This is a genomic window from Caulobacter sp. Root487D2Y (assembly GCF_001427165.1).
GTDB lineage: Bacteria > Pseudomonadota > Alphaproteobacteria > Caulobacterales > Caulobacteraceae > Caulobacter.
Window position 1 is genome coordinate 31,943 of the sequence record NZ_LMFD01000002.1, and the last position, 21,142, is coordinate 53,084.

General features: G+C 70.0%; 21 protein-coding genes. 14 read left to right on the forward strand and 7 right to left on the reverse strand.

All coding sequences use genetic code 11. The features are described from left to right. Positions 1-65: 65 nt before the first annotated feature. Positions 66-1,481, forward strand: coding sequence for a Do family serine endopeptidase (locus tag ASD38_RS05510; RefSeq protein WP_056458345.1), 1,416 nt, complete (start codon positions 66-68; stop codon positions 1,479-1,481). Between the two features lie 95 nt (positions 1,482-1,576). Further along, on the forward strand, positions 1,577-2,956 hold the full coding sequence (locus tag ASD38_RS05515; RefSeq protein ID WP_156390590.1) for a tetratricopeptide repeat protein: 1,380 nt from the start codon (positions 1,577-1,579) through the stop codon (positions 2,954-2,956). Here ASD38_RS05515 and ASD38_RS05520 read toward each other — a convergent pair. Next, complete coding sequence (locus ASD38_RS05520; RefSeq protein ID WP_056437776.1) at positions 2,953-3,369, reverse strand: VOC family protein; 417 nt, start codon at positions 3,367-3,369, stop codon at positions 2,953-2,955. The genes ASD38_RS05515 and ASD38_RS05520 overlap by 4 nt on opposite strands. A gap of 34 nt (positions 3,370-3,403) precedes the next feature. On the opposite strand from ASD38_RS05520, the gene ASD38_RS05525 reads away from it, so the two are divergent. From ASD38_RS05525 to ASD38_RS05540, 4 genes are read left to right on the forward strand one after another with little or no spacing between them, the layout of a single operon-like run. Further along, complete coding sequence (locus ASD38_RS05525) at positions 3,404-4,705, forward strand: replication-associated recombination protein A (protein ID WP_056458353.1); 1,302 nt, start codon at positions 3,404-3,406, stop codon at positions 4,703-4,705. After that, a complete protein-coding gene (locus tag ASD38_RS05530; RefSeq protein WP_056458355.1) occupies positions 4,702-5,475 on the forward strand; it encodes a hypothetical protein in 774 nt (257 codons plus the stop codon). The genes ASD38_RS05525 and ASD38_RS05530 overlap by 4 nt, the downstream gene beginning before the upstream one ends. Next, the gene (locus tag ASD38_RS05535) at positions 5,472-6,290 is read left to right on the forward strand and encodes an RluA family pseudouridine synthase (protein ID WP_056458358.1); all 819 of its coding nucleotides are present in this window, start codon (positions 5,472-5,474) and stop codon (positions 6,288-6,290) included. Before ASD38_RS05530 ends, ASD38_RS05535 begins: the two co-directional genes overlap by 4 nt. Before the next feature lie 19 nt (positions 6,291-6,309). Then, positions 6,310-6,822, forward strand: a complete 513-nt coding sequence (locus ASD38_RS05540) for a CC0125/CC1285 family lipoprotein (protein WP_056437764.1) — start codon at positions 6,310-6,312, stop codon at positions 6,820-6,822. Here the strand turns inward: ASD38_RS05540 and ASD38_RS05545 are convergent. Continuing rightward, positions 6,819-8,060 (reverse strand): hypothetical protein, encoded by a 1,242-nt coding sequence (locus tag ASD38_RS05545; protein WP_056437877.1) that lies wholly within the window; start codon positions 8,058-8,060, stop codon positions 6,819-6,821. The two genes, ASD38_RS05540 and ASD38_RS05545, sit on opposite strands and share 4 nt — an antisense overlap. Before the next feature lie 456 nt (positions 8,061-8,516). Between ASD38_RS05545 and crcB the strand changes: the two genes are divergently transcribed. The 5 genes from crcB (at position 8,517) to ASD38_RS05570 (ending at position 11,288) form a co-directional block, all read left to right on the forward strand. Next, positions 8,517-8,903 (forward strand): fluoride efflux transporter CrcB, encoded by a 387-nt coding sequence (gene crcB, locus ASD38_RS05550; RefSeq protein WP_056458361.1) that lies wholly within the window; start codon positions 8,517-8,519, stop codon positions 8,901-8,903. Beyond that, entirely contained in the window at positions 8,900-9,889 is a 990-nt protein-coding gene (locus ASD38_RS05555; protein ID WP_056437759.1) for an RluA family pseudouridine synthase, read from the forward strand. The genes crcB and ASD38_RS05555 overlap by 4 nt, the downstream gene beginning before the upstream one ends. Positions 9,890-9,951: 62 nt before the next feature. After that, positions 9,952-10,158: a hypothetical protein gene (locus ASD38_RS05560; protein ID WP_056458363.1), complete on the forward strand. Its 207-nt coding sequence runs from the start codon at positions 9,952-9,954 to the stop codon at positions 10,156-10,158. Between the two features lie 53 nt (positions 10,159-10,211). Then, complete coding sequence (locus ASD38_RS05565; RefSeq protein ID WP_056458367.1) at positions 10,212-10,625, forward strand: response regulator transcription factor; 414 nt, start codon at positions 10,212-10,214, stop codon at positions 10,623-10,625. Positions 10,626-10,742: 117 nt separating this feature from the next. Continuing rightward, complete coding sequence (locus ASD38_RS05570; RefSeq protein ID WP_056437750.1) at positions 10,743-11,288, forward strand: DUF4199 domain-containing protein; 546 nt, start codon at positions 10,743-10,745, stop codon at positions 11,286-11,288. Between the two features lie 2 nt (positions 11,289-11,290). Here ASD38_RS05570 and ASD38_RS05575 read toward each other — a convergent pair whose 3' ends face one another. Both ASD38_RS05575 and ASD38_RS05580 read right to left on the reverse strand, forming a co-directional pair. Next, the gene (locus ASD38_RS05575; protein ID WP_056458370.1) at positions 11,291-12,613 is read right to left on the reverse strand and encodes a DUF1501 domain-containing protein; all 1,323 of its coding nucleotides are present in this window, start codon (positions 12,611-12,613) and stop codon (positions 11,291-11,293) included. Continuing rightward, positions 12,610-13,995, reverse strand: coding sequence for a DUF1800 domain-containing protein (locus ASD38_RS05580; protein WP_162252123.1), 1,386 nt, complete (start codon positions 13,993-13,995; stop codon positions 12,610-12,612). Before ASD38_RS05580 ends, ASD38_RS05575 begins: the two co-directional genes overlap by 4 nt. Positions 13,996-14,103: 108 nt before the next feature. On the opposite strand from ASD38_RS05580, the gene ASD38_RS05585 reads away from it, so the two are divergent. Then, the gene (locus tag ASD38_RS05585) at positions 14,104-14,829 is read left to right on the forward strand and encodes an ATP12 family chaperone protein (RefSeq protein WP_056458375.1); all 726 of its coding nucleotides are present in this window, start codon (positions 14,104-14,106) and stop codon (positions 14,827-14,829) included. 148 nt (positions 14,830-14,977) lie between these two features. Continuing rightward, entirely contained in the window at positions 14,978-16,510 is a 1,533-nt protein-coding gene (locus ASD38_RS05590; protein WP_056437739.1) for an acyl-CoA carboxylase subunit beta, read from the forward strand. Positions 16,511-16,564: 54 nt separating this feature from the next. Here the strand turns inward: ASD38_RS05590 and ASD38_RS05595 are convergent, their stop codons facing one another. The 3 genes from ASD38_RS05595 to ASD38_RS05605 form a co-directional block, all read right to left on the reverse strand. Continuing rightward, the gene (locus ASD38_RS05595; protein ID WP_056458378.1) at positions 16,565-18,121 is read right to left on the reverse strand and encodes a hypothetical protein; all 1,557 of its coding nucleotides are present in this window, start codon (positions 18,119-18,121) and stop codon (positions 16,565-16,567) included. Positions 18,122-18,128: 7 nt separating this feature from the next. Further along, positions 18,129-19,445, reverse strand: a complete 1,317-nt coding sequence (locus tag ASD38_RS05600) for a hypothetical protein (RefSeq protein WP_056458381.1) — start codon at positions 19,443-19,445, stop codon at positions 18,129-18,131. Between the two features lie 99 nt (positions 19,446-19,544). Then, positions 19,545-20,381 (reverse strand): RsiV family protein, encoded by an 837-nt coding sequence (locus tag ASD38_RS05605; RefSeq protein ID WP_156390591.1) that lies wholly within the window; start codon positions 20,379-20,381, stop codon positions 19,545-19,547. Positions 20,382-20,531: 150 nt separating this feature from the next. Here ASD38_RS05605 and ASD38_RS05610 point away from each other — a divergent pair, with 150 nt between their 5' ends. Next, positions 20,532-21,047 carry a hypothetical protein gene (locus tag ASD38_RS05610; protein WP_156390592.1) on the forward strand — a complete coding sequence of 172 codons (516 nt, stop codon included), beginning with the start codon at positions 20,532-20,534 and terminating at the stop codon, positions 21,045-21,047. The last annotated feature ends 95 nt before the right edge of the window (positions 21,048-21,142 follow it).

Sequence of the window (21,142 nt, forward strand, 5' to 3'; positions counted from 1 at the left end):
CCATCAATGCGCCCGAAAGCTCGGCTGATCTCGCGGGCTGAATTTCACGGAGTCGCCCAGAACCCATGCGATCCTATCGCGCCGTGCTTCCCGCCCTGGCCCTGTTGGCCGCCTGCTCGCCGCAAGGGCCGTCCAAGGCCCAGTCGATCCCGGACCTCGCCCAGCCGACCCGCCGCGTCCCGTCCGACCCGATGTCGATGAAGGCCTCGTTCTCGCCGGTGGTGAAGAAGACCGCCCCGGCCATCGTCAACGTGGCCAGCAAGCGCGTGGTGCGCCAGCGGGTCGATCCGTTCTGGGACTTCTTCATGGGCGGCGGCGGCGGGGCCACCCGCGACCAGGTGCAGGGCTCGCTGGGCTCCGGCGCCATCGTCCGCGCCGACGGGGTGATCATCACCAACCACCACAATATCGAGGGCATGAGCGACGTCACCGTCCAGCTGGCCGACCGCCGGGAGTTCCCGGCCACGGTGCTGCTGGACGACCCGCGCTCCGACCTGGCGGTGCTGAAGATCGACACCAAGGGCGAGCGCCTGCCGGTGATCGCCATTGACGATCAGGAGCAGCTGGAGGTCGGCGATCTGGTCCTGGCCCTGGGCAACCCGTTCGGCGTCGGCCAGACCGTGACCAACGGCATCGTCTCGGCCTTGGCCCGCACCGACGTCGGCGCGGCCCAGTTCGGCAGCTATATCCAGACCGACGCGGCGATCAATCCGGGCAATTCCGGCGGCCCCCTGGTCGACATGGACGGCGACCTGATCGGGGTGAACACCTTCATCATCTCGCGCTCGGGCTCGTCCAGCGGCGTCGGCTTCGCCATTCCGGCGTCCGTCGTGCGCCAGGTGGTCAACACCGCCCTGGGCGGCGGCCACAGCGTGGTGCGGCCCTGGCTGGGCGTGAAGGGCCAGCCGGTGACCGGCGACATCGCCCGCAGCCTGGGCCTGTCCGCGCCGCGCGGCGTGGTCGTCTCCGACGTCTATCCCGGCGGTTCGGCCGAGCGGGCCGGAATCCGCGAAGGGGACGTGATCCTGGCAATCGACGGCCAGGCGGTGAACGACGAGGGCGGCGGCGCCTTCGCTATCGGCACCCACAAGGTCGGCGACCGCGTCCAGGTCCTGATCAACCGCGGCGGCAAGGAGCAGACCCTGACCCTGCGCGCCGAAGTCGCGCCGGAAAGCCCGGCCCGCGACGAGCGGGTGCTGAAGGGCCGCAACCCGTTCGACGGCGCGACGGTGGTCAATCTGTCGCCCGCCGTGGCTCAGGACCTGGGCGTCGACCCGTTCGTCGGTCGCGGCGTGCTGGTCACCAAGATCGGCCAGGGCGGCGCCATGAACGTGGGCCTACGGCCCGGCGACTTCGTCCGCGAGGTCAACGGCAAGGTCATCGAGACCACCGGCGATCTGGCGGCGGCCTCGAACACCGCGGCCAGGACCTGGACCGTGACCATCGAACGCAACGGCCAGCGGATCACGGCGCGGCTGTAGGGCGACGCGCGCGGCGCCTCGCAAGCCTCGAGGCGTCGCGCTACAACCGGAGCTGTACGAGTCGCGGGGGCGACGGATCGTGATCCGGAGGGGGCGTGCGTAAATTCATCGTCGTCGGCATGACGCTGACATTCTTGGCCTGCGCCGGTGCGGGTCAGGCCGCGCCCAAGGCCCCGTCTCCGCCCAAGGCCGAGGTCCAGGCGCGGCGCACAGCCGAAGCGCTCTACGCCCAGGCTTTGCGCCAGATGGAAGCCGACGACTTCGCGGCGGCCAGGACCAGCCTCGACGACGCCTTGAAGCAGGACTCCACCTACGATCCGGCCAGGTACGTTCGGGCCATCGTCCTGTCGCGGCTGCGCGAAACCGACGCCGCCTTGGCGGATCTGGCCATTCTCGAGCCGCGCGCGGATCGCGAACGCTTCCTGGAGACCAAGGCGGTGACGCTCATGGAGGGCGGACGCTATCGCGAGGCGACGGCGGTCTACGACGACCTGATCGCGCTCAAGCCCAAGAGCGCCGACGCCTATCGCCGACGCGCCCACGTGCGCCAGGCCTCGGAGGTGGACAGCGAGATACCAGCCGCGCTGGCGGACTACGCCAAGGCGCTGGAACTGGACCCGGACATGCTCGATGTCTACGGCCTGCGCGGTGAGATCCTCAGCGCGACGCGCGACGAGAAGGGGGTCGAGGAAAACTACCAGGCCTGGCTGGCCCGAGAGCCCGACAGCGCGCGCGCCCACGCCGGTTATGCCGGCGCCTTGGAACGGTTGGGCAAGATCGACAAGGCCCGGGTCGAGATCGACCGCGCCCTGGCCTTGAAGCCGAACGTCGAGGCCTACCTCATCCGGGCCCGCATCACGCCGAAAGACCAGCGCGAGGCCTTCCTCGCGGACATCGACAGGGCCCTGGCGCTGGCTCCCGACGACACCTTCGCCTACCAGCTTCGGGCCGAACGGCGCCATGCCTGGGGCCAGGACGACCTGGCCCTGGCGGATGTGGAAAAGGCGCTCAAGGCCTGGCCGGAAAGCTACAGCGCCCGCTATCTGCGCGCGACGCTCCACCAGAACGATGGTCGCTACGATCTGGCCGTGAAGGATTTCGACGTGCTGATCGCGCGCGAGCCGGACCAGGCCGCGCTCTATAACGGCCGATGCTGGTCGCGTGGCCTGGGCAATGTCGAGCTGGACCGGGCGCTGGCCGATTGCGAAACCGCGTTGAAGCTGCTGCCCGGTAATGCGGCGATCCTGGACAGCCGGGGCTTCATCAAGCTGCGCAAGGGCGACCTCGTCGGCGCGGTCGCCGATTACGACCTGGCTCTGACGACCGCGCCCGACCAGGCCGCGTCGCTGTTCGGGCGCGGGGTGGCCAAGCGGCGGCAGGGCGCCAAGGCGGCCGGCGACGCCGATCTGGCCCGGGCGCGCAAGGTCGATCCCGGCGTCGAGAAGGAATTCGCCGGCTACGGCGTCACGCCCTAGGCCTTGATCTTCGACGCGATCGACCAGCTGTGACCGAACGGATCGACGAGTTGCCCGTAGCGGTCGCCCCAGAACTGGTCGGCGAGCGGGAAGCGCACCGTGGCGCCGGCCTCGACGGCCCGGTTCCACCAGGTGTCGGCGTCGTCGACCTGGAGGTGCAGCGTCACGGCCGAGGGCGGGACGTAGTCGCCGTGGGCCATCTCGCTGAAATGGTCCGACAGCATCACCCAGTCGCCGTTGATGATCATTCGCGAATGCAACAGCCGTTCGCCGTCGTCGGCGACGTTGCGGAACGTCTCCTCGGCGCCGAAGGCCCGCTTGTAGAAGTCCACGGCCGCCTTGCCGCCGACCACGGAAATGTAGGGGATGACGCCGGATTCCGGGGCCCGGGTCGGGTCGCCTTCGTTGGTCATGGTGGTTCCCTCCGCGATTAAGTAAACCTACTCCATGTCCGATCTTTTCCAAGCCGCCGGCCTGACGCCCCATGCGCCGTCGCCGCTGGCCGACCGCCTGCGACCCCAGACCCTCGATGAGGTGGTGGGCCAGGAGCACCTGCTGGGTCCCGAGGGGCCGATCGGCCGCATGGCCGCGGCCAAGCGCCTGGCCTCGATGATCCTGTGGGGGCCGCCCGGCACCGGCAAGACCACTATCGCCCGCCTGCTGGCCAAGGCCGGCGGCTACGAGTTCATGCAGATCTCGGCGGTGTTCTCCGGCGTCGCCGACCTGAAGAAGGCCTTCGAGCAGGCGCGGATGCGCCGCCAGGCTGGCCAGAGCACCCTGCTGTTCGTCGACGAGATCCACCGCTTCAACCGCGCCCAGCAGGACGGCTTCCTGCCGTTCGTGGAGGAGGGGATCGTCACCCTGGTGGGGGCGACCACCGAGAACCCGTCGTTCGAGCTGAACGGCGCTCTGCTGTCGCGCTGCCAGGTCTTCGTGCTCAAGCGGCTGGACGAGGAGGCCCTGGAGGCTCTGCTGGTCAAGGCCGAGGCCGCCGAGAACCGCAAGCTGCCGCTGGACGCCGATGCGCGCTCGACCCTGATCGCCATGGCCGACGGCGACGGCCGCTACCTGCTGACCCTGACCGAGACCCTGCTGGCGATCGGCACGGACACGCCGCTGAACCCGACCCAGCTGGGCCAGTTCCTGCAGAAGCGCCGCCCGGCCTACGACAAGAACCGGGAGGAGCACTACAACCTGATCTCGGCCTTGCATAAGTCGGTGCGCGGCAGCGATCCGGACGCGGCGCTCTACTGGCTGGCGCGGATGCTGGAGGGCGGCGAAGACCCGCTGTTCATCGCCCGCCGCCTGGTGCGCATGGCCTCCGAGGACATCGGAGCGGCCGATCCGCTGAGCCTGCTACTGACCACGGCCGCCAAGGACGCCTACGATTTCCTGGGCAGTCCCGAGGGCGAACTGGCCCTGGCCCAGGCGGTGGTCCACATGGCCAGCGCCCCCAAGTCCAACGCCGTCTACAACGCCTACAAGGCCGCCCGCCGCCTGGCCAAGGAGACCGGCAGTCTGACGCCGCCCGCCCACATCCTCAACGCTCCGACCAAGCTGATGAAGTCGCTGGGCTATGGCGACGGCTACGCCTACGACCACGACGTCGAGGGCGGGGTTTCGGGCCAGAACTACTTCCCGGACGGCATCGAGCGCCCGACCCTCTACGAGCCCAAGCCCATCGGGGCCGAGGCCAAGGTCAAGGAACGGCTGGACGCCTGGAACCGGCTGCGGAGAAACGGCAAGTGAAGCTTACCCCCGCGGTCCGCGCGACCGCCGCGATCGCCCTGGCCCTGTTGCTGGCGGGCGCCGTCCTGCTCGGCCTGGCGGCGATCACGCCGTGGCACACCGATTCCGACGCCTATTTCGCCGCCTTGCAGCGTCTGCGCGCCACGCTTTATTTCGGCCAGTCCAGCGCCGAGGATTTTCGGCGGGCCACGCTGCGGTTCAATAGCCTCCAGCTTCAGTACGCGACCCACAAGTGGCTCTACGCCGACCTCGGCTATGCCTGCCTGGCCCTGGCGGTCTGCGCCGGTGTCGCCGCGGGGCTGGCCGCCCGCTTCGGCGCGCGGCTGCTGCGCACGCAGAAAAGAGCCCTGGTCGTGCTGGGAGTGACCCTCCTGGCCCTGGTCGCCACCCTGGTCGGGCTGGCGGCCGACCCGCTGCACCGGTTCTATCGCGAACAGCTGCCCGAGTGGGCGGACACCCTGAACATTCCCCTGGCCGGGGCCCTGGTGGCGATGATTCCTTTGACGGTGATCACCCTGCTGCTGGTCATCCCGCCGCTGGTCCTGCGCCGCAAGGCCAGCGGGCCGTTGCTGGTCTTCACCCGGCCGCCGCACTGGCCGTCGATCCTGGCCAACGCCGTCTATGGCTTGCCGCTGGTCTTCGCCGTGTTCCTGATCAGCGGCCTGGCGTCGCGCGGCGGCTGGGCCCTGGCCCCGGCCGGGCTGATGCTGCTGTGGGTGCTTCTCAACGCCCGCGCGCTGTGGATCGCGCCGACGGAGGAAAGCGCATGAGCCGTCCCGTCCGCCGCCCGCCCGGTGTCGCCAAGCCCAAGGCTTCGGACACGCCGATCACCCTGACCCCCGAAGAGATCGCGTTCACCCGCTCGCTCGTGATCCACGAGGACGACAGCGTCTTCGTACTGAACAAGCCGGCGGGCCTGTCCAGCCAGGGCGGGCGGATCCGGGCCCATACCTTGGACGACCTGCTGTGGGCCCTCGCCCGGCGGGACCGGCCCCGGCCGCGCCTGATCCACCGCCTCGACCGCGACACCTCGGGCGTAATCCTGACCGCCCGCACCAAGCCGGCGGCGACGTTCCTGGGCAAGGCCCTGATGGGCAGGCGGTTCCGCAAGACCTATCTGGCCATCGTCACCCCGGGCGCGCCCGAGCCGCGCGGCGGGCAGATCGACAGCCCCCTGCGCCGCGAGTCGATCGGGCGCGAGGCCTATATGCGGGTCTGCGCGGCTGACCACCCCGACGCCGAGACCGCACGCAGCCGCTATCGCACCCTGGCGGCCACGGAAGGCGCGGCCCTGGTGGAGCTGAGCCCCGACACCGGCCGCATGCACCAGCTGCGCGTCCACATGGCCTCGATCGGACGACCGATCGCCGGCGACAGCCGCTATGGCGGGGCGCTGATGCTGGGCGGGTCGCCCGTGCCGCGCCTGATGCTGCACGCCGCCAACCTGGTCTTCCCGCATCCCGAGGGCGGCGAGCGGCGGATCAACGCGCCGATTCCGGACGACATGCGCGCGGTTCTGACTAAGCTTGGGCTCGAGGTCCCGGAACGGACCGCGGTGGAACAGGGACGGGCGGACACTCGTTAAGCCTCACAGGAGATTTCGCATGAAACGCCTGATCGTACTCGCCTTTTTCGCCGCCATGCTGACCGCCTGCACCACCGCGCCGACCGTGTACGGGCCGCAAACCGTGGCGCGAGGCGCCGGGTATTCGGAATATCGCCTGGAGGACGGCCGATACCGCGTCACCTTCCAGGGCAATCCTGGCGCGTCGGCCAACCAGATTTCGGACTACGTCCTGCTGCGTTCGGCCGAACTGGCCCTGCGCGACGGCTACGACTGGTTCCGGGTCGCCGACCGCCTGACCCAGGAGACCGGCTCGGGCGGCGGCTCGTCCCTGTCGATCGGCGGCGGCGGCAGCAACTACGACTACGGCCATCACGGCCATGGCAGCTCGGTCGGCCTGGGCGTCGGGACGACCTTCAACCTCGGCCCCAAGCCGTCGGTGAGCAGTTCGATGGAGGTGGTGTTCGGCAGGGGTCAGCCGCCCCGCGGCGCCGACGTCTACGACGCTCGCTCCATCGTCCGCACGATGGGGCAGGGGCGGGCGGCGGTCTAGCCGGCCGCCTTCTTGGCCATCGCGACGATCGGATGAGCCGCGCGGAGCGCCGCGTGGGTCAGGCCGGCGGTCTCGGCGGCGGCGAAATAGCCCTCGGCCGGCAAGCCCTGAAGGGTGACCATCGGCGCCAAGCCCTTGGCGTCGCGGCCAAAGGCCATGATGTCGGCGGCGATCTTCTCGGCCGGACCTATCAGGTCGCTGGCGTCCAGGGTCATGCCCTGCAGGCGCGCGTCGCGCAGCACGCGCAGCACTTCCTTCTCGGGCGGCACGCGGGCGATCACGCCGCGCGTCAGGGCCTTCAGCAGGCCGACGACTTCGAGCAGGCGCCCGGCGGGCGTGCCGCGGGTGACGTCGACCAGTTCGATCATCACCCCGCCGCGCAGCAGCGCCAGGGACAGGCCCGAGGTGCCGGTCAGCATGTCGCGGCCGCGCTGGGTGCCCAGGGTGCGGAACGAGGCCGGCACGATCAGGTCGGGACGGTCGTGGCCTTGCGAGGACCGGGCGAACACGGCGGCGTATTTCAGGGCCGCTTCGTCGATGAAGGCGGCGTCGCGGTCCGGCAGGCGCGAAACCGCGCGCGCGCTGATCTGCTTGCCCGAGCCCAGGTGCGTGACGACCGGCTCGATGCGCACCGCCGTGGCGATGTTGCGCTTGAGGTTGATCACGTGCTCGAGCGTGAAGTCGACGCGCAGAGCCGCGCCGCCGGCGGTGGTGAAAGCCACGGGCGTGCGCCGGGTCTCTTCCAGCGGGTCGATGTCGAAGCGGATGGGCGAGCGGGTCGAGTCGCGGCGGGCCCGGGCGGCCAGCACCACGGCCGCGTCGATCGGACGGCAGACGACGCCGCCGGCCTCGACGCCGATCACGGCGCGCACGCCCAGGTCGGTCGGTTCGGCCGCGCCCAGCAGATGGGTCAGCACGTCTTCCAGGATGCGCACGCTGGTGGCCTGGGCGGCGATGCCCTGGTCATTGTTCATGGCGATCAGGAAGTCTTCCTCGCCGATCCGGGCGCGCAGATCGCTGCGGTCCAGGTGTTCGGCCAGCTTCCGCTCGACATAGGTCCAGACATCGACGCGCTTCTGGTCCCACCAGTCGCCCGCCCAGCGCCGGATGGCCTTGACGCTGATGATGTTGACGGAACCGCGCGCGATCAGCTCGGACCCCGCCAGCCTTTGTAGCACGGGTCCGCTGAGAGCCAGGTGCTCGTTCCGGTCGTCGCTGTGGCTCGAATCGAAGGGCATGTTGGCCTTGGCGCGGGAGGAGCCCATAGGATGCCCTTTACAGCCTTAACGGTCGGTGCAGGAACACGGTTGTCAAACGAAGTTACCGTAACGTGTAGAGGTTGAAATGCGCGTTACTACGTATCGATCCTGGTCGAAGATCGGTTCGGGTTCCGGAATGGCCTAAATTATCGGCACGGGGTTGGGGTCCACGATCGGGTCGACGGGGCGCGAAGGTCGTCACCGCCCACCCGTTGGTCGGCGGCGGCGCGGAGGCCGTGGCGTGGGCGGGGGAACCGATCGGCAAGCTGAGGAGGATCACGCGCAGCGGCGGCATGGGTTTCTCTCGGCGACGGGCGATTGGATGCTACCTAAGGTTACACAACCTGGCAATTGCCTTCACGGTTCGCGGTTGAGACTTCAGGCGCGGCTTCGGCACGGCTTGGCGTTCGCGGCCGCCCGGCGCATAAGGGCGCGATGACCAAACTCCTCCTCGTAGCCGTCGGGGGCGCCCTGGGCTCCGTCGCCCGCTATCTGGTGGGCATGCAGGCCCTGCGCCTGTTCGGACCGAACTGGCCCTACGGCACCTTCATCGTCAATCTGACGGGCGGGCTGCTGATGGGCCTGCTGGCCGCCTGGCTGGCCCTGCGGGGCGGCGCGCAACAAGAACACTGGCGAGTCCTGCTCGGTGTCGGCGTGATGGGCGGCTTCACGACCTTTTCGGCCTTTTCGCTGGAGACCGCGCTGATGATCGAGAAGCGCGCCTACGCCCAGGCCTTTACCTATACGTCCGCCAGCGTGATCCTGTCCGTGGCGGCCATTTTCGCGGGCCTCTTGATCGCCCGCAGGATTTTCGCGGCATGAAAGAAGTTCGTACCCTCTATGTGGACAACGGCGAGGACGGCGTCCGGGTGGACCGCTGGTTCAAGCGCCGCTGGCCGCACCTGAACCACATCCAGCTCAACAAGCTGTTCCGCTCGGGCCAGGTGCGGGTCGACGGCTCGCGGGTCAAGGCCGACACCAAGCTGGCGGCCGGCAGTCAGGTGCGCGTGCCGCCGCTGCCCGACGCGCCCGATCCGGACGAGAAGCTGGCCCTGTCCAAGCGCGACATCGCGTTCGCCAAGTCGCTGGTGCTGTACGAGGACGAGGAAGTGCTGGCGCTGAACAAGCCGGCGGGCCTGGCCGTGCAGGGCGGCACCAAGACCACCCACCACATCGACAAGCTGCTCAGCGCGTGGGGCGAGGGCGTCAATCGGCCCAAGCTGGTCCACCGTCTGGACCGCGACACCTCCGGCGTGCTGCTGCTGGGCAAGACCCCCGCCGCCGCCGCCCGCCTCTCGGGCTCGTTCGCCAAGCGCAAGGCGCAGAAGACCTATTGGGCGATCGTGCAGGGCAACCCGCACCCGACCGAGGGCGTGATCGAGCTGCACCTCGCGAAGCGGGGGGTTGGAGACCGCGAACTGGTCGTGCCGGCCGAGCCCAAGGACCAGGACGCCCAGCCCGCCGAGACCGAGTTCGTCTCGATCAGCCGCGCGGGCCCCCGCGTCACCTGGATGGCCCTGCGTCCCCATACCGGCCGCACGCACCAGCTTCGCGCCCACATGAAGGCCATCGGTCACCCGATCCTGGGCGATCCCAAGTACAGCGACGAAAAGTCGACCCAGCTGTCGGAGGGCCTGAAGCTGCAGTTGCACGCCCGCTCGGTGATGATCCCGCACCCTTCGGTGGGCATGTTGTTCATCGAGGCCCCGATCAGCCCCGAGCTGAAGGCGGGCTTCGCCAAGTTCGGCTTCTCGGAAGACGAGGCCGACCAGGATCCGTTCGCGCGCCGGCAGGTCAAACGACGCTAGGGACGCTTGAGTGCGTCCAGGGGCTGTGGAATGATCGTCTCTCAATCTTGAGGGGCGAATTCATGGCCTTCGTCACGTTCACGCGTCCGGACGACTCGCCGGTCTCGATCAGCACGGTCGAGGTCCTGAGCTTCGCGCCCGTGCCGACCGAGGGCCCCCTGATGGGGCCGCTGAAGGTCGGCACGCGGATCGCCTTCAAGAACGGCAAGCACCAGGACGTCAAGGAACTGGTCGAGGCGGTCGAGAAGAAGCTGAACGCGGCGGGCTAGGACGCCGGGTTCACGACGGTTGACCTGGGCGCGGGATCGCGCACCCTCCAGACATGATCCGCACCATCCTCCTTTGGGCGCTCGTCCTGGCCTTCGGCGCCTTCATCCTGGATTGGCTGGAGTACCAGTATCTGGTGCGCGTGTTCTCGCGCGATCTCTACGTCGCCTGTATCGCGACGGCCTTCGCGGCGGGCGGGCTTTGGCTGGGGGCGAGGTTGGCTTCGCGCGGCGAGGCGGCGCCCTTCGAGCCCAACCTCGCCGCCCGCCGGGCGCTGGGACTGACGGGCCAGGAGATGAAGGTCCTGGAGCACATCGCGGCGGGACGGTCGAACAAGGAGATCGCACGGACCCTTGGGCTGTCGCCCAACACCGTGAAGAGCCACGTCGCCCGCCTGTTCGCCAAGCTGGAGGTCGGCCGCCGCACCCAGGCGGTGGGCAAGGCGCGAGACCTGCACCTCATTCCCTGAAGCCGCGCGCGCCCCGTCCAAACGGTCCATGCCGACGAATTCACCCTTTTGGGTGATATCGCTGGGATCGGTTCGCGCGCCATGTTCGCCTGGTCGAAATCGCCAAGGAGCAGCGCCATGACGCGCACCATTCTGACCTACGGCCTGGTCTCGGGACTGATCGTCATCGCCGGCATCATCGGCACGATCGTGATCCCAGGGGCGAACACCCACCATTCCAATGTCTGGCTGGGCTATCTGGTCATGTTGATCGGCCTGTCCGCCATCCTGGTGGGGGTCAAACGCCATCGCGACCAGGTGCTGGGCGGCGTGATCAAGTTCCACCAGGCCTTCCTGATGGGCCTGGCGATCGCCCTGATCGCGTCCGTGGCCTATGTCCTGGTCTGGGAGGCCTATCTGGCCGCCACGCACTACACCTTCATGGACCACTACGTCGCCGCCACCCTCGAGGCCAAGCGCGCCGCGGGCTTGGCCGGGCCGGCCTATGACGAGCTGGCCGCCAACCTGGAGACCATGCGCCGGCAATACGCCAATCCGCTGCTGCGGATGCCGATGACCTTCGCCGAGATCTTCCCGGTCGGCCTGCTGATCTCGCTGATCAGCGCGATCCTGCTGCGCAATCCGCGGTTTCTGCCGGCGCGAGCCCCGCGCGCGGCGGCCTAGCGCTACACCAGCCCCGTCACCGCCTTGGCGTCGGCGCTGTCGGGGAAGACCTTGCTCTCCAGCGCCGCGCGATCGACGCCCATGTGCTCGGCCAGCACGCCCTTGAACAGGCCGCGCATGTCGAGGGTGGGGCGCACGTCGCGGTTCTCGAGCAGGGCATCCTGCCTGAGGGTGGGCCAGTCGCCGATGACGCCGCCCTTCTTGAGGCCGCCGCCCAGCACCAGGGCGGTCGAGCCGGTGCCGTGGTCGGTGCCGCCGGTGCCGTTGACCCGGGCGGTGCGGCCGAACTCGGTGGCGACCACCACGACGGTGTTGCTCCACTCCGCGCCCAGGCCGGTGTTCAGCCCGTCGAGCACGGCGTCCAGATAGGACAGGCGGGTGTTCAACTGGCCGACCTGGCCGGCGTGGGTGTCCCAGCCGTCCAGCGAGATGGCGGCGATGCGCGGACCGCCCGCCTGGGTCATGAAGCCGGCCAGGGTCGAGCCCAGCTGGCGGGCGGCCTCGCGGCCCTGGCGCTGGTTGGTGATGGCCTGGGCGTTCTGGGCCATGGCCGGCGGCGCCATGACCCGCGGCGTCGCGTCCGAGGTGTTCACCGCGTTTTGCCACGTCGCCTTGGGCGCCATGGCCGCCGCATCCGTCGACACCGGCGTGGGCGCGGGGTTGAGCGCGGTCATCGCCGCCTGGGCCATGGCCTCGGTCTCCAGGCCCCGCGCGAAGGCCGGGCCCATCATCGGATCGGTCTTGTAGAGGTCCTGCAGCAGGGTGGGCAGGCGGGCGGTCTCGTCGACGCCCTTGCCTGGCGACCAGCTGGCGGCCTGGACCTTGCCGCGCAGGATCAGCGGCGCGGTGGCGCCGACCGACAGGGCCTCGATCGTCGACGGTCCCATGACCTCCAGCGTGCGGTTGAGCCAGCCGGTGGTGACGCCGTAGACCTGGGCCGCGCCGGTCTCCAGCACGTCCTGGGCCTCGAAGTGCGAGCGGGCGCGGTCGGGGCTGGCGATGGCTGGAGCGATGCGGGCCTGACCCTTCAGCGCCAGGGCGTGCACAGACTCCAGGGCCGGGTGCAGGCCGAAGGTTCCGTCCAGCTTCAGCGCCTGGTCGGGAGTCACGGCCACGGCGCCGCGCAGGACCGCGTAGTCGGGATCGCCGACCGGCGGGCTGACGGTCAGGCCGTCCATGCCGCCCCGGCAGATGACCACCACCATCTTGCGCCTGGCCATCGGTCCGTCGGCGGCGGCGAAGGCCGACCCGCCCAGGAAGCTGACCGAAACGCCCAGGCCGGCGGCCTGAAGCAGCAGCGAGCGGCGGGAAACGGGAGCGTTCATCGGCGTTGGAACTCCGGGCTCATCAACAGCAGGGTCATGGCCTCGCGGCGGGTTTCGGCCCGGGCCACCGCCTTGGCGACCGGTGGGGTCAGGCGCGCGCCGAGGGCGGACTGGGCCAGGGCGTCCGGGTCGAGGCGGTCGGCGGCGACGGCGGCGAAGCCCTCGCTGAACCTCAGGCGCTTGATCAGGGCGTCGGGCGCGCACCAGGTCTGGGCGTCGTCGGCCCAGCCCTTGGGAGAGGGGGGCGAGAACGGCTTCTGGCCCAGGCCCGTCAGCACCGGCCCCAGCTTGCCGATCGCCGACGGCTCGGCGCCGACGGCCCGCCAGGTCGAGATCGCGAACTCGTAGGGGGTCTTGAACTTGGCGGGGGCGGGGTCCCAGGCCTCCGGCGCGGCGACCAGGGCGCGGGCCATCTCATCGAGACGGCCGCCGCTGTCGAGATAGGTCTTTTCCAGCCGGGCCACGAGGGCGGGCGGCGGCGTGTCGCTGACGAAGTGGGCGGCCAGCTTGGTCGAGACGTGGCGGGCGGTGCGGCGACTGGCCGCCAGGTCGCGCATCACCGCCAGGGCCTGGGCCTGGCCCTCCTGCGGATAGCCCTTGCCCATCACCGTGCGCGCGCCGGGTTGGTGGGCGTTGTCGCGGAACAGGAACCGGTGCGAACTCGGGTCCCGCGGGCGGCCGACGCTGAAGCCGGTCATGGCGCGGGCGAATTCGGTGACGTCGGCCTGGCTGTAGCCGGCGTCGACCCCGACCGTGTGCAGCTCCATGATCTCGCGGGCCAGGTTCTCGTTCAGCCCGCCGGCCTTCTTGGCGTTCCTGCGCTGATACAGCGCCGCCCGGCTGTCGGGACCCACCGACTGGGCCTGGTCCAGGTACAGCAGCATGGCCGGATGGGTGGACGAGGCGACCAGCAGGTCCTCGAACCGGCCGAAGACGTGCGGGCGGATGGCCTCCTGCTCGAACGGCCCCACCACCGTGGCGGTGGTCAGCTTGGTGGCCGAGACGGTGAAATGGTTGGCCCAGAACAGCGTCCAGCGCTCGCGAAACGCCGCGTCGGTCGTCGCGCCCAGCCGGGCCCGGGCCAGGAAGTCGGCGCCGGCCTGGTCGCGGAGCATCTTCTGGGCGTCCTTGACGGGATCGGCCTTGGGATCGCCGGCCTGGCGCGCCTCGCGCCGCTGCATCTGGTAGTCGCTGAGCTCGGCCAGGCGCTGGGCCGAGGTTTCGCCGTCCCCCAGCGGCTGGTCGGCGCCCTCGGGTCGGATCTGGGCGGTCAGGAAGCCGCGCGGATCGTTCCGCGCCGCCTCGATCTCGCCGGGACGGGCGCCCAGACCGAAGCGGGTCGCGGCGATTGCGGCCATCATGTCGTTGGAGGGCAGGCTCACGCCGTTTTGTCTCCCTTGCTCCGCCCTGGCTTGCTTTGGGCGCGTTGTTTGATCATTCAACGCGGTGAAGCCGATGTTTTGATGTCTGGACTGAAAAGAAGTTCCGCCTTGGCCGACAAGCCCGACCTGCTGCAACGTCCCCGCCGCTTCTACAAGGCCGCCACGGCGGAAGCCGCGGAGGGCGGTTTCGCCGTGCTGCTGGACGGCCGCACGCCCAAGTCGCCGGCCAGGTCGCCGCTGCTCCTGCCGACCCTTGTCCTGGCCCAACTGGTCGCGGCCGAGTGGGAAGCCCAGGTCGAGGTCATCGACAGCACGGCCATGCCCGCCACCCGCCTGGCCTTCACCGCCATCGACCGCATCCGCGAGACCCGGGCCGAGGTGGCCGCCGAGGTCGCGGCCTACGCCGGCTCGGACCTGCTCTGCTACTGGGCCGACCACCCCACGCCGCTGGTCGAGCGCCAGACGCGCGACTGGGGCGCCATGCTGGACTGGGCCAAGGCCGAGCTCGACCTGCACCTGAAGCCCGCCACCGGCGTGATCCACACGCCGCAATCGCCGGCCGCCCTGGCCTCGGTCGAGGCCCTGGCCCTGACCATGGACGACTTCACCCTGGCCGGCGTGGCCTATGGCGCCGGCCTGTTCGGCTCGACCGTCCTGGCCCTGGCGTTGCGGTCGGGCAAGGTCACCGGACGCAAGGCGCTGGACCTGTCGCGGCTGGAGGAGATCTTCCAGGCGCAGACCTGGGGGCAGGACGCCGAGGCCGTCGCCCGCGCCGAGGCCCTGGCGGTCGAGGCCCAGGTGCTGGAGCGCTGGTTCGCGGCGTTGCGGCGCTAAGGCCCTTCCGAACGTTCAAACACTTAGCCGAACAACGGTCGTTGCTGCACTGCCGCAACGGATGGCTTGCCACGGAAAGCTCGCGCCATTACGGCTCGGCTCATAAGGTGGCCGTGAAGGCCCAGTAAGAGAGCAGGGGAGCGTCCGCGTGCAGCACATTCTCGAGGAACTCGATCGTCGTCGCGAGCAGGCCAGGGCCGGCGGCGGCGAAAAGCGGGTGGCCGCCCAGCACGCCAAGGGCAAGCTGACCGCGCGCGAGCGGATCGACCTGCTGCTGGACGAGGACAGCTTCGAGGAGTTCGACATGTTCGTCGAGCACCGGGGCACAGAGTTCGGCATGGCCGACCAGAAGATCTCCGGCGACGGCGTCGTCACCGGCTGGGGCACGATCAACGGCAAGGTCGTCTACGTCTTCTCCAAGGATTTCACGGTGTTCGGCGGCTCGCTGTCGGGCGCCCACGCGGCCAAGATCGTCAAGGTCCAGCGCCAGGCCATGAAGGTCGGGGCGCCGATCATCGGCCTGTTCGACGCCGGCGGGGCGCGGATCCAAGAGGGCGTCGACAGCCTGGCCGGATACGCCGACATCTTCCTCGAGAACGTGATGGCCTCGGGCGTGGTGCCGCAGATCAGCGTGATCATGGGCCCCTGCGCCGGCGGCGACGTCTATTCGCCGGCCATGACCGACTTCATCTTCATGGTGAAGGACACGAGCTACATGTTCGTGACCGGCCCGGACGTCGTGAAGACCGTCACCAACGAGGTGGTCACCGCCGAGGAACTAGGCGGAGCCCGGGTGCACGCCTCCAAGTCGGGCGTGGCCGAAGGCGCGTTCGAGAACGACCTGGAGGCCCTGACCCAGGTGCGCCGCCTGATCGACTTCCTGCCGTCCTCCAACCGCGAGACCGCCCCGGAACGCGAAAGCTTCGACGAGGCCTACCGCGCAGAGCCCAGCCTCGACAGCCTGATCCCCAGCGATCCGGGCAAGCCGTACGACATGAAGGAACTGATCCTGAAGATCGTCGACGAGGCGGATTTCTTCGAGATCTCAAGCGAGTGGGCCAAGAACATCGTCTGCGGCTTCGCCCGCATGGACGGCGAGAGCGTCGGCATCGTCGCCAACCAGCCGCAGGTGCTGGCCGGGGTGCTGGACATCGACAGCAGCCGCAAGGCCGCCCGCTTCGTGCGGTTCTGCGACGCCTTCAACATCCCGATCATCACCCTGGTCGACGTGCCGGGCTTCATGCCGGGCACCAAGCAGGAGTACGGCGGCCTGATCAAGCACGGCGCCAAGCTGCTGTTCGCCTATGCCGAGGCCACCGTGCCGAAGATCACCCTGATCACCCGCAAGGCCTATGGCGGGGCCTATGACGTGATGAGCTCCAAGCACCTGCGCGGCGACTTCAACTACGCCTGGCCCACCGCCGAGATCGCGGTCATGGGCGCCAAGGGCGCGGTCGAGATCATCTTCCGCCAGGAGGCCAAGGACCCCGAGGCCCTGGCCGCCCGCGAGGCCGAGTACAAGGACCGCTTCGCCAATCCGTTCGTCGCCGCCAGCCGCGGCTATATCGACGACGTGATCATGCCCCACGGCACCCGCAAGCGCATCGTCCGGGCGCTGAAGAGCCTGAAGGGCAAGGAACTGACCAACCCCTGGAAGAAGCACGACAACATCCCGCTGTAGAGGCGGGGCGCATCCTTCGAGGCTCGGCTGGGCTTCGAAGGACGCACGGTCGGCCTAGTAGACCACGTCCGCCTGGGCCAGCAGGGGCTTGAGCGCCTGGGCCTGGGCGGCGTCGCCGGACCGTTTGACCGCGATCACGCCGTCCATGGTCTTGACCGTCACGACCCCGTCGGCGCCCGGCGCCACGCGCAGGGCGCGCAGCAGCTGCGGGCCTTCGCCCCAGTCCAGGCGGACCTCCAGCATCAGCGAGCCTTGCTCGCTCCAGCCGGCGAACACGTAGCTGAGGGTCATCGGCGGCAGGTCGATCGGGCCGCGCTCGACGTCCAGGGCGTTGGTCGTGCGGCTGCCGTAGAACCACGACAGGTTGACGCTCATCATCGCCGTCTGGGCCTCGACCCAGTTGGCCTGGGTGGCGTTCTGCGGCAGGCAGGCGGCGGCCCAGCGGGTGGGCGACTTGCCCTTCGGCTTGTCGTCCTGGCGCGGGGCGCACCAGACCAGGCCCGTCGCGCTGGCCCCGGCCATCGGCACCCCATAGACCGGCTGGCCGACCGGCAGGGCCTTGTCGAAGAACCAGCCCTTGCCGCGCACCTCCTGCTTGAGCACGCCGGTGACGCCGTGGCGCACGCCGACGGTGAAGAACGGCTGGCCCTTGGCGATGTCGCCGGCGACGACGACCGGGGGCGCGCCGGCCGGAACCAGCGGCTTCAGCGACAGCTCGGCGGCGGGCGGGGCGACTGCCCGGTCGATCTTGGGCGCGGGCGGGGCGGACAGGTCCGCGAGACCGGAGAGCACCGGCTGCAACAGGGGCGCGGGCGGCAGACGACCCTCGACCTTGTAGTGCAGAGCGCCCGGCGCGGCGCCGGCCGAGGTGGCGACCTTCAGGGGAGGCAGGTCGAAGGATCCGCCGCCCAGCGGGGCGGTCGCGCCGCTCGCGCAGGCGCCCGGCACGAACCAGCGCTTGTCGCCGCTGGCCTGGAGGGCGCGGGCGAAACGGGCGGGCTTGGCCGCCCCGTCGCCGTCGCACCACTTGTAGCCCAACAGCAGGGTGGGATGTTCTTCCGGCTTGGCCTCGCGCCAGGTTCCCTTGCTGGTCAGGGTGCGCGGCGAACTGACGACGTTGAAGCCGGCCGCCGCGAAATAGTAGTCCGACACCCCGGCCCAGCCCTGGTCGAAGGCGCCGGCGCCCTTGGTGTCGGTCAGGCATTCGAACGCGCCGCGGCTGTTCCACTTGGTGTTGGCCCGCAGGTCGCACCAGACGACCAGATTGGCCGATCCGGCCACCTCGACCCGGGCCAGGGCCGTGCCGGCCGGGATCTCGCGAAAGCGGCCCTGGACCAGGCTGGTCAGCACCCGGGCCTGGTCGACGCGCAGGAGGTGTTGGGCGATCACCCCGTCCTTGGACACCTCGCCCTCCACGGCGGTCGGCGCCGTGTCGGTCAGGGACATCGGCATCCGCGCGTTCTCGCCCGCCGCGCCGTAGGTATAGACGATGGGCGGGGCGCCGTAGATCAGCGGCTGATAGTACGTGCCGGCGACCGCGCCTCCCGCGCCGGTCAGCGACACCAGGCCGGCGATCGCCCAGGACGATCGCCGGCCAAGGGTCCGGGCCATGGTCGGCCTAGGACGCGGCCGGAGCCGAAGCCGCCGGGGCCGCGGCGGCCGGAGCCGAGGTCGGCGTCGCCGCCGGAGCGGCGGGAGCCGCGGGCGTCGAGGCCGGAATGGCCGCGTCCGGCGCCGGAGCCGCGACAGCCGAGGCCGTCGGGGCGGGCTGGGCCTTGGAGCCCAGGGCGTAGCCCTCGGCGAACGGCCGTCCGGCGGTCTCCAGCGCGTACATGTAGGCGCCCTGGCACTGGCCGGTGGAGCCGTTGACATAGGACGCCGGCCGCATCTTCTCGCCCAGGCCCGACAGGGCCGGGAAGACGGCGCGATAGGGCTCCAGGGTCATTTCCGGACCGATGTTGTTGGTCGCCGAGGCCGGATCGAACGAACCGGCATAGACCACGTCGCCGGCCGCGACCTCGAACGAGGGCGCGCCCAGGCACAGGCTGACCGTGAACAGGCCGGCGCTGAGGTGGTCGATCTTCCAGCGGCCGGGGGGCACGGCGAACACCAGGGTCGTGCCCTGGGCGCCGCCGGCGGTGGCCGTGGCCTTGACCGGCTGGGCGGCCAGGAAGCTGCCCGGACGGCCGTCGGCCCAGGCCGGCGTCTTGGCGTCGGGACCTTCGCGCTCGAAGGTCACGGAGAAAGCGCCCGTGCCCTGGACGTTGACGACGATCAGCGCGGAGTTGGCCGGGATCTCGCCCAACTGGTCAGCCTTCAACGGCGCCGGCGGACGGGCGCTCTTGGCCAGTTTCGGCGCGGGCGCGGCCTTTTCCTTGACCGGCTTGTCGCTCTCCGGCGGATCGCCCATGGCCTCGACGCTGAGCGCCGCCTTGATGGTGTTGCGGGCGGGCGAGAACATGCCGGCGGTCTGGTTGCTGGCGGCGTCGTTGGCGAACACCCGCACGACCGTGCCTTCCGGCTCGGCGGCGCCGATCAGCGGCGTCATCCGGGCGAGCTTGGCGGGAGCTTCCAGCTTGCTGGCGGCCTCGCCGGCCACCGGATCCAGCGCCACGACGCGCCAGCCCTTCACGACCATGCAGTTCTCGACGTTCACCGGCCGGGCCTTGGCGTTAGCCACGGCCTGGGCGATGGCCTTGGCGATCGCCACCCCGATGGCGCCGGCCAGACCGGGCGCGTAGACGGGCGCGCTGGTGTCGGGCTGGTACAGGCGGCCGGCCTTGACCTTGCAGTCGCGGACGTCGGCGTCATGGACGGCGACCTGGGCGCCGGGCTTGTTGAAATAGGTGTAGCCGTCCGAAGACTTGGCCAGATCGGTCGCGCAGACCGGCGTCGCCGCCGCGGCCATGGCCACGGCGAGATAAAACTTACGCATGAACTCGTATTCCCCCCAATCGAAACGAGACCAGATTGCACCGGTCCGTAACAAGCGCAACCTTAAGTCGGATTCGACCGGCGGGAGAAGCGCTCGGCGCTACTTCACGTCCATCTTCACGCTGACCGTCCCGTCCGGGGCGCCCGGCGATTTCGGCGCGCCGCCGAACGCCCCGGCATAGGCCGGGGCCAGCAGCACCTGGAACGCCGAGACGGGGATGGTGACTTCGTAATCGCCCTCGGAATAGGGGCCGACCACGTAGGGATCGATCAGCGCCGTCAGCCCGCCGACCTTGCCCGGGATCGCCGAGGGGGCCAGAACCAGGACGGTCTGGCTCCACTTGGGGCAGGAGAACATGTCGCTGAGCGGAACGGCCCCTTCGCGATGGGTCTTGGCCTGGGCCACCGCGTCGCAGATCGCCTTGTCGAGCACGGTCATGTCGGCCTCGGGCCGGAACAGCGCCTTGGGCTGGATCTCGCGGTTGGCGGCGGCGTCCCACAGCAGGGACGCGCCGCCGTGGTTGGGGTGCGCCCCGCCGGTGTCCTCGAACCACAGGGCGCGCAGGCCCACCAGCGGCGCGGCGTCGGCGGCTAGGAACCACTGGCCCTGGCGGTTGTAGGGCCGCCAGGGGAACTTGCCGTCGGAGGCCTTGCGGTCCGTCTCGGCCTTGGCGGCGAAGGTCCGCAGGCTCGCCACCTCGCGGTCGTAGAGCAGGGCGTGCAGGGCGGGATAGTTGGCGATCTCGGCCGGCAGGCTGAGGGCGACCTTGGCCGCCGGATCGGTCTGGTCGAAGGCGAGGGGACGCGCCGTCGGGGCCGGCGCCGCGGCCACCGGCGCGGTCGGGGCGGCCGGCGCCTCCGCCGGCGGGGCGGGCTTGCGGTCGCAGGCGCCCAGCGCGGCGAGGAGGGCGAGAGCGGCGATGGAGAAAGGTTTCATGGACATCGCTCCTGAACGCGGCCCCCGGCCTACTGGCTCCACCCTGCCTTGTGGCGACGACCCCGTCCATCGGGCGCATTCCGGGCCGAGTCCGGTCGCCATCTTCGCCGAACGCGGATAGATCAGGGGCGGGCTGAACGGGGACGGGTGATGAAACGTCAGGGATTGTGGCTGTTGCTGGCCGCCGGCGCGGCGGTGTTGGGCGCATGTTCGACGACGACCGCGCCGCCGATGTCGATGACGACTAAAAAGGCCGCGCCGGTTCCGGACGGCATGAAGTGGAATTACGGGGCGGGGCCGGAGGGCAGGGCGCTGCTGGCCTACGGCGTGCCGGAAAGCGACGCCGTCGGCGTGATGTTTTCCTGTGGGCGCAAGGGCAAGACCGTCAGCCTGGTCACCGACGTCAACAGCGGCAAGCCAGGGCCCGGCGCGGTGCGTCTGAGCTCGGGCAAGGTTCAGGGCCGCTACGCGGTCCAGCTCACCCGCTCCGAGATGACTGGCGGCTGGGAGGTGATCGGCCAGATTCTTCTGACCGACCCAGTGCTGGCCGCGTTCGAGAAGACCGGCCTGATCAGCCAGATCGAGGACAGGGCCTATCCACAGGACGCCCGTACGGCGGCCGAACGGGCGGACATCAAGCGCTTCTTCGGCTTCTGCCGGGGCTGATCGAGGCTCTCGCGGCGCGTTCGCTTTCCAGGCGAGGTTGACGCCCGACGAGGGCGCCTTCAAATGAGGTCGCCCGCGTCGGGGTGGACAAACGG

What these genes read in the sequence shown, in the direction of transcription:
- ASD38_RS05510 (WP_056458345.1), top strand. Translation starts at nt 66, where the DNA reads ATGCGATCCTATCGCGCCGTGCTTCCCGCCCTGGCCCTGTTGGCCGCC.
- ASD38_RS05520 (WP_056437776.1), bottom strand. Translation starts at nt 3,369, where the DNA reads ATGACCAACGAAGGCGACCCGACCCGGGCCCCGGAATCCGGCGTCATC.
- ASD38_RS05525 (WP_056458353.1), top strand. Translation starts at nt 3,404, where the DNA reads ATGTCCGATCTTTTCCAAGCCGCCGGCCTGACGCCCCATGCGCCGTCG.
- ASD38_RS05535 (WP_056458358.1), top strand. Translation starts at nt 5,472, where the DNA reads ATGAGCCGTCCCGTCCGCCGCCCGCCCGGTGTCGCCAAGCCCAAGGCT.
- ASD38_RS05540 (WP_056437764.1), top strand. Translation starts at nt 6,310, where the DNA reads ATGAAACGCCTGATCGTACTCGCCTTTTTCGCCGCCATGCTGACCGCC.
- ASD38_RS05545 (WP_056437877.1), bottom strand. Translation starts at nt 8,060, where the DNA reads ATGCCCTTCGATTCGAGCCACAGCGACGACCGGAACGAGCACCTGGCT.
- crcB (WP_056458361.1), top strand. Translation starts at nt 8,517, where the DNA reads ATGACCAAACTCCTCCTCGTAGCCGTCGGGGGCGCCCTGGGCTCCGTC.
- ASD38_RS05555 (WP_056437759.1), top strand. Translation starts at nt 8,900, where the DNA reads ATGAAAGAAGTTCGTACCCTCTATGTGGACAACGGCGAGGACGGCGTC.
- ASD38_RS05560 (WP_056458363.1), top strand. Translation starts at nt 9,952, where the DNA reads ATGGCCTTCGTCACGTTCACGCGTCCGGACGACTCGCCGGTCTCGATC.
- ASD38_RS05565 (WP_056458367.1), top strand. Translation starts at nt 10,212, where the DNA reads ATGATCCGCACCATCCTCCTTTGGGCGCTCGTCCTGGCCTTCGGCGCC.
- ASD38_RS05570 (WP_056437750.1), top strand. Translation starts at nt 10,743, where the DNA reads ATGACGCGCACCATTCTGACCTACGGCCTGGTCTCGGGACTGATCGTC.
- ASD38_RS05575 (WP_056458370.1), bottom strand. Translation starts at nt 12,613, where the DNA reads ATGAACGCTCCCGTTTCCCGCCGCTCGCTGCTGCTTCAGGCCGCCGGC.
- ASD38_RS05595 (WP_056458378.1), bottom strand. Translation starts at nt 18,121, where the DNA reads ATGGCCCGGACCCTTGGCCGGCGATCGTCCTGGGCGATCGCCGGCCTG.
- ASD38_RS05600 (WP_056458381.1), bottom strand. Translation starts at nt 19,445, where the DNA reads ATGCGTAAGTTTTATCTCGCCGTGGCCATGGCCGCGGCGGCGACGCCG.
- ASD38_RS05605 (WP_156390591.1), bottom strand. Translation starts at nt 20,381, where the DNA reads ATGAAACCTTTCTCCATCGCCGCTCTCGCCCTCCTCGCCGCGCTGGGC.
- ASD38_RS05610 (WP_156390592.1), top strand. Translation starts at nt 20,532, where the DNA reads ATGAAACGTCAGGGATTGTGGCTGTTGCTGGCCGCCGGCGCGGCGGTG.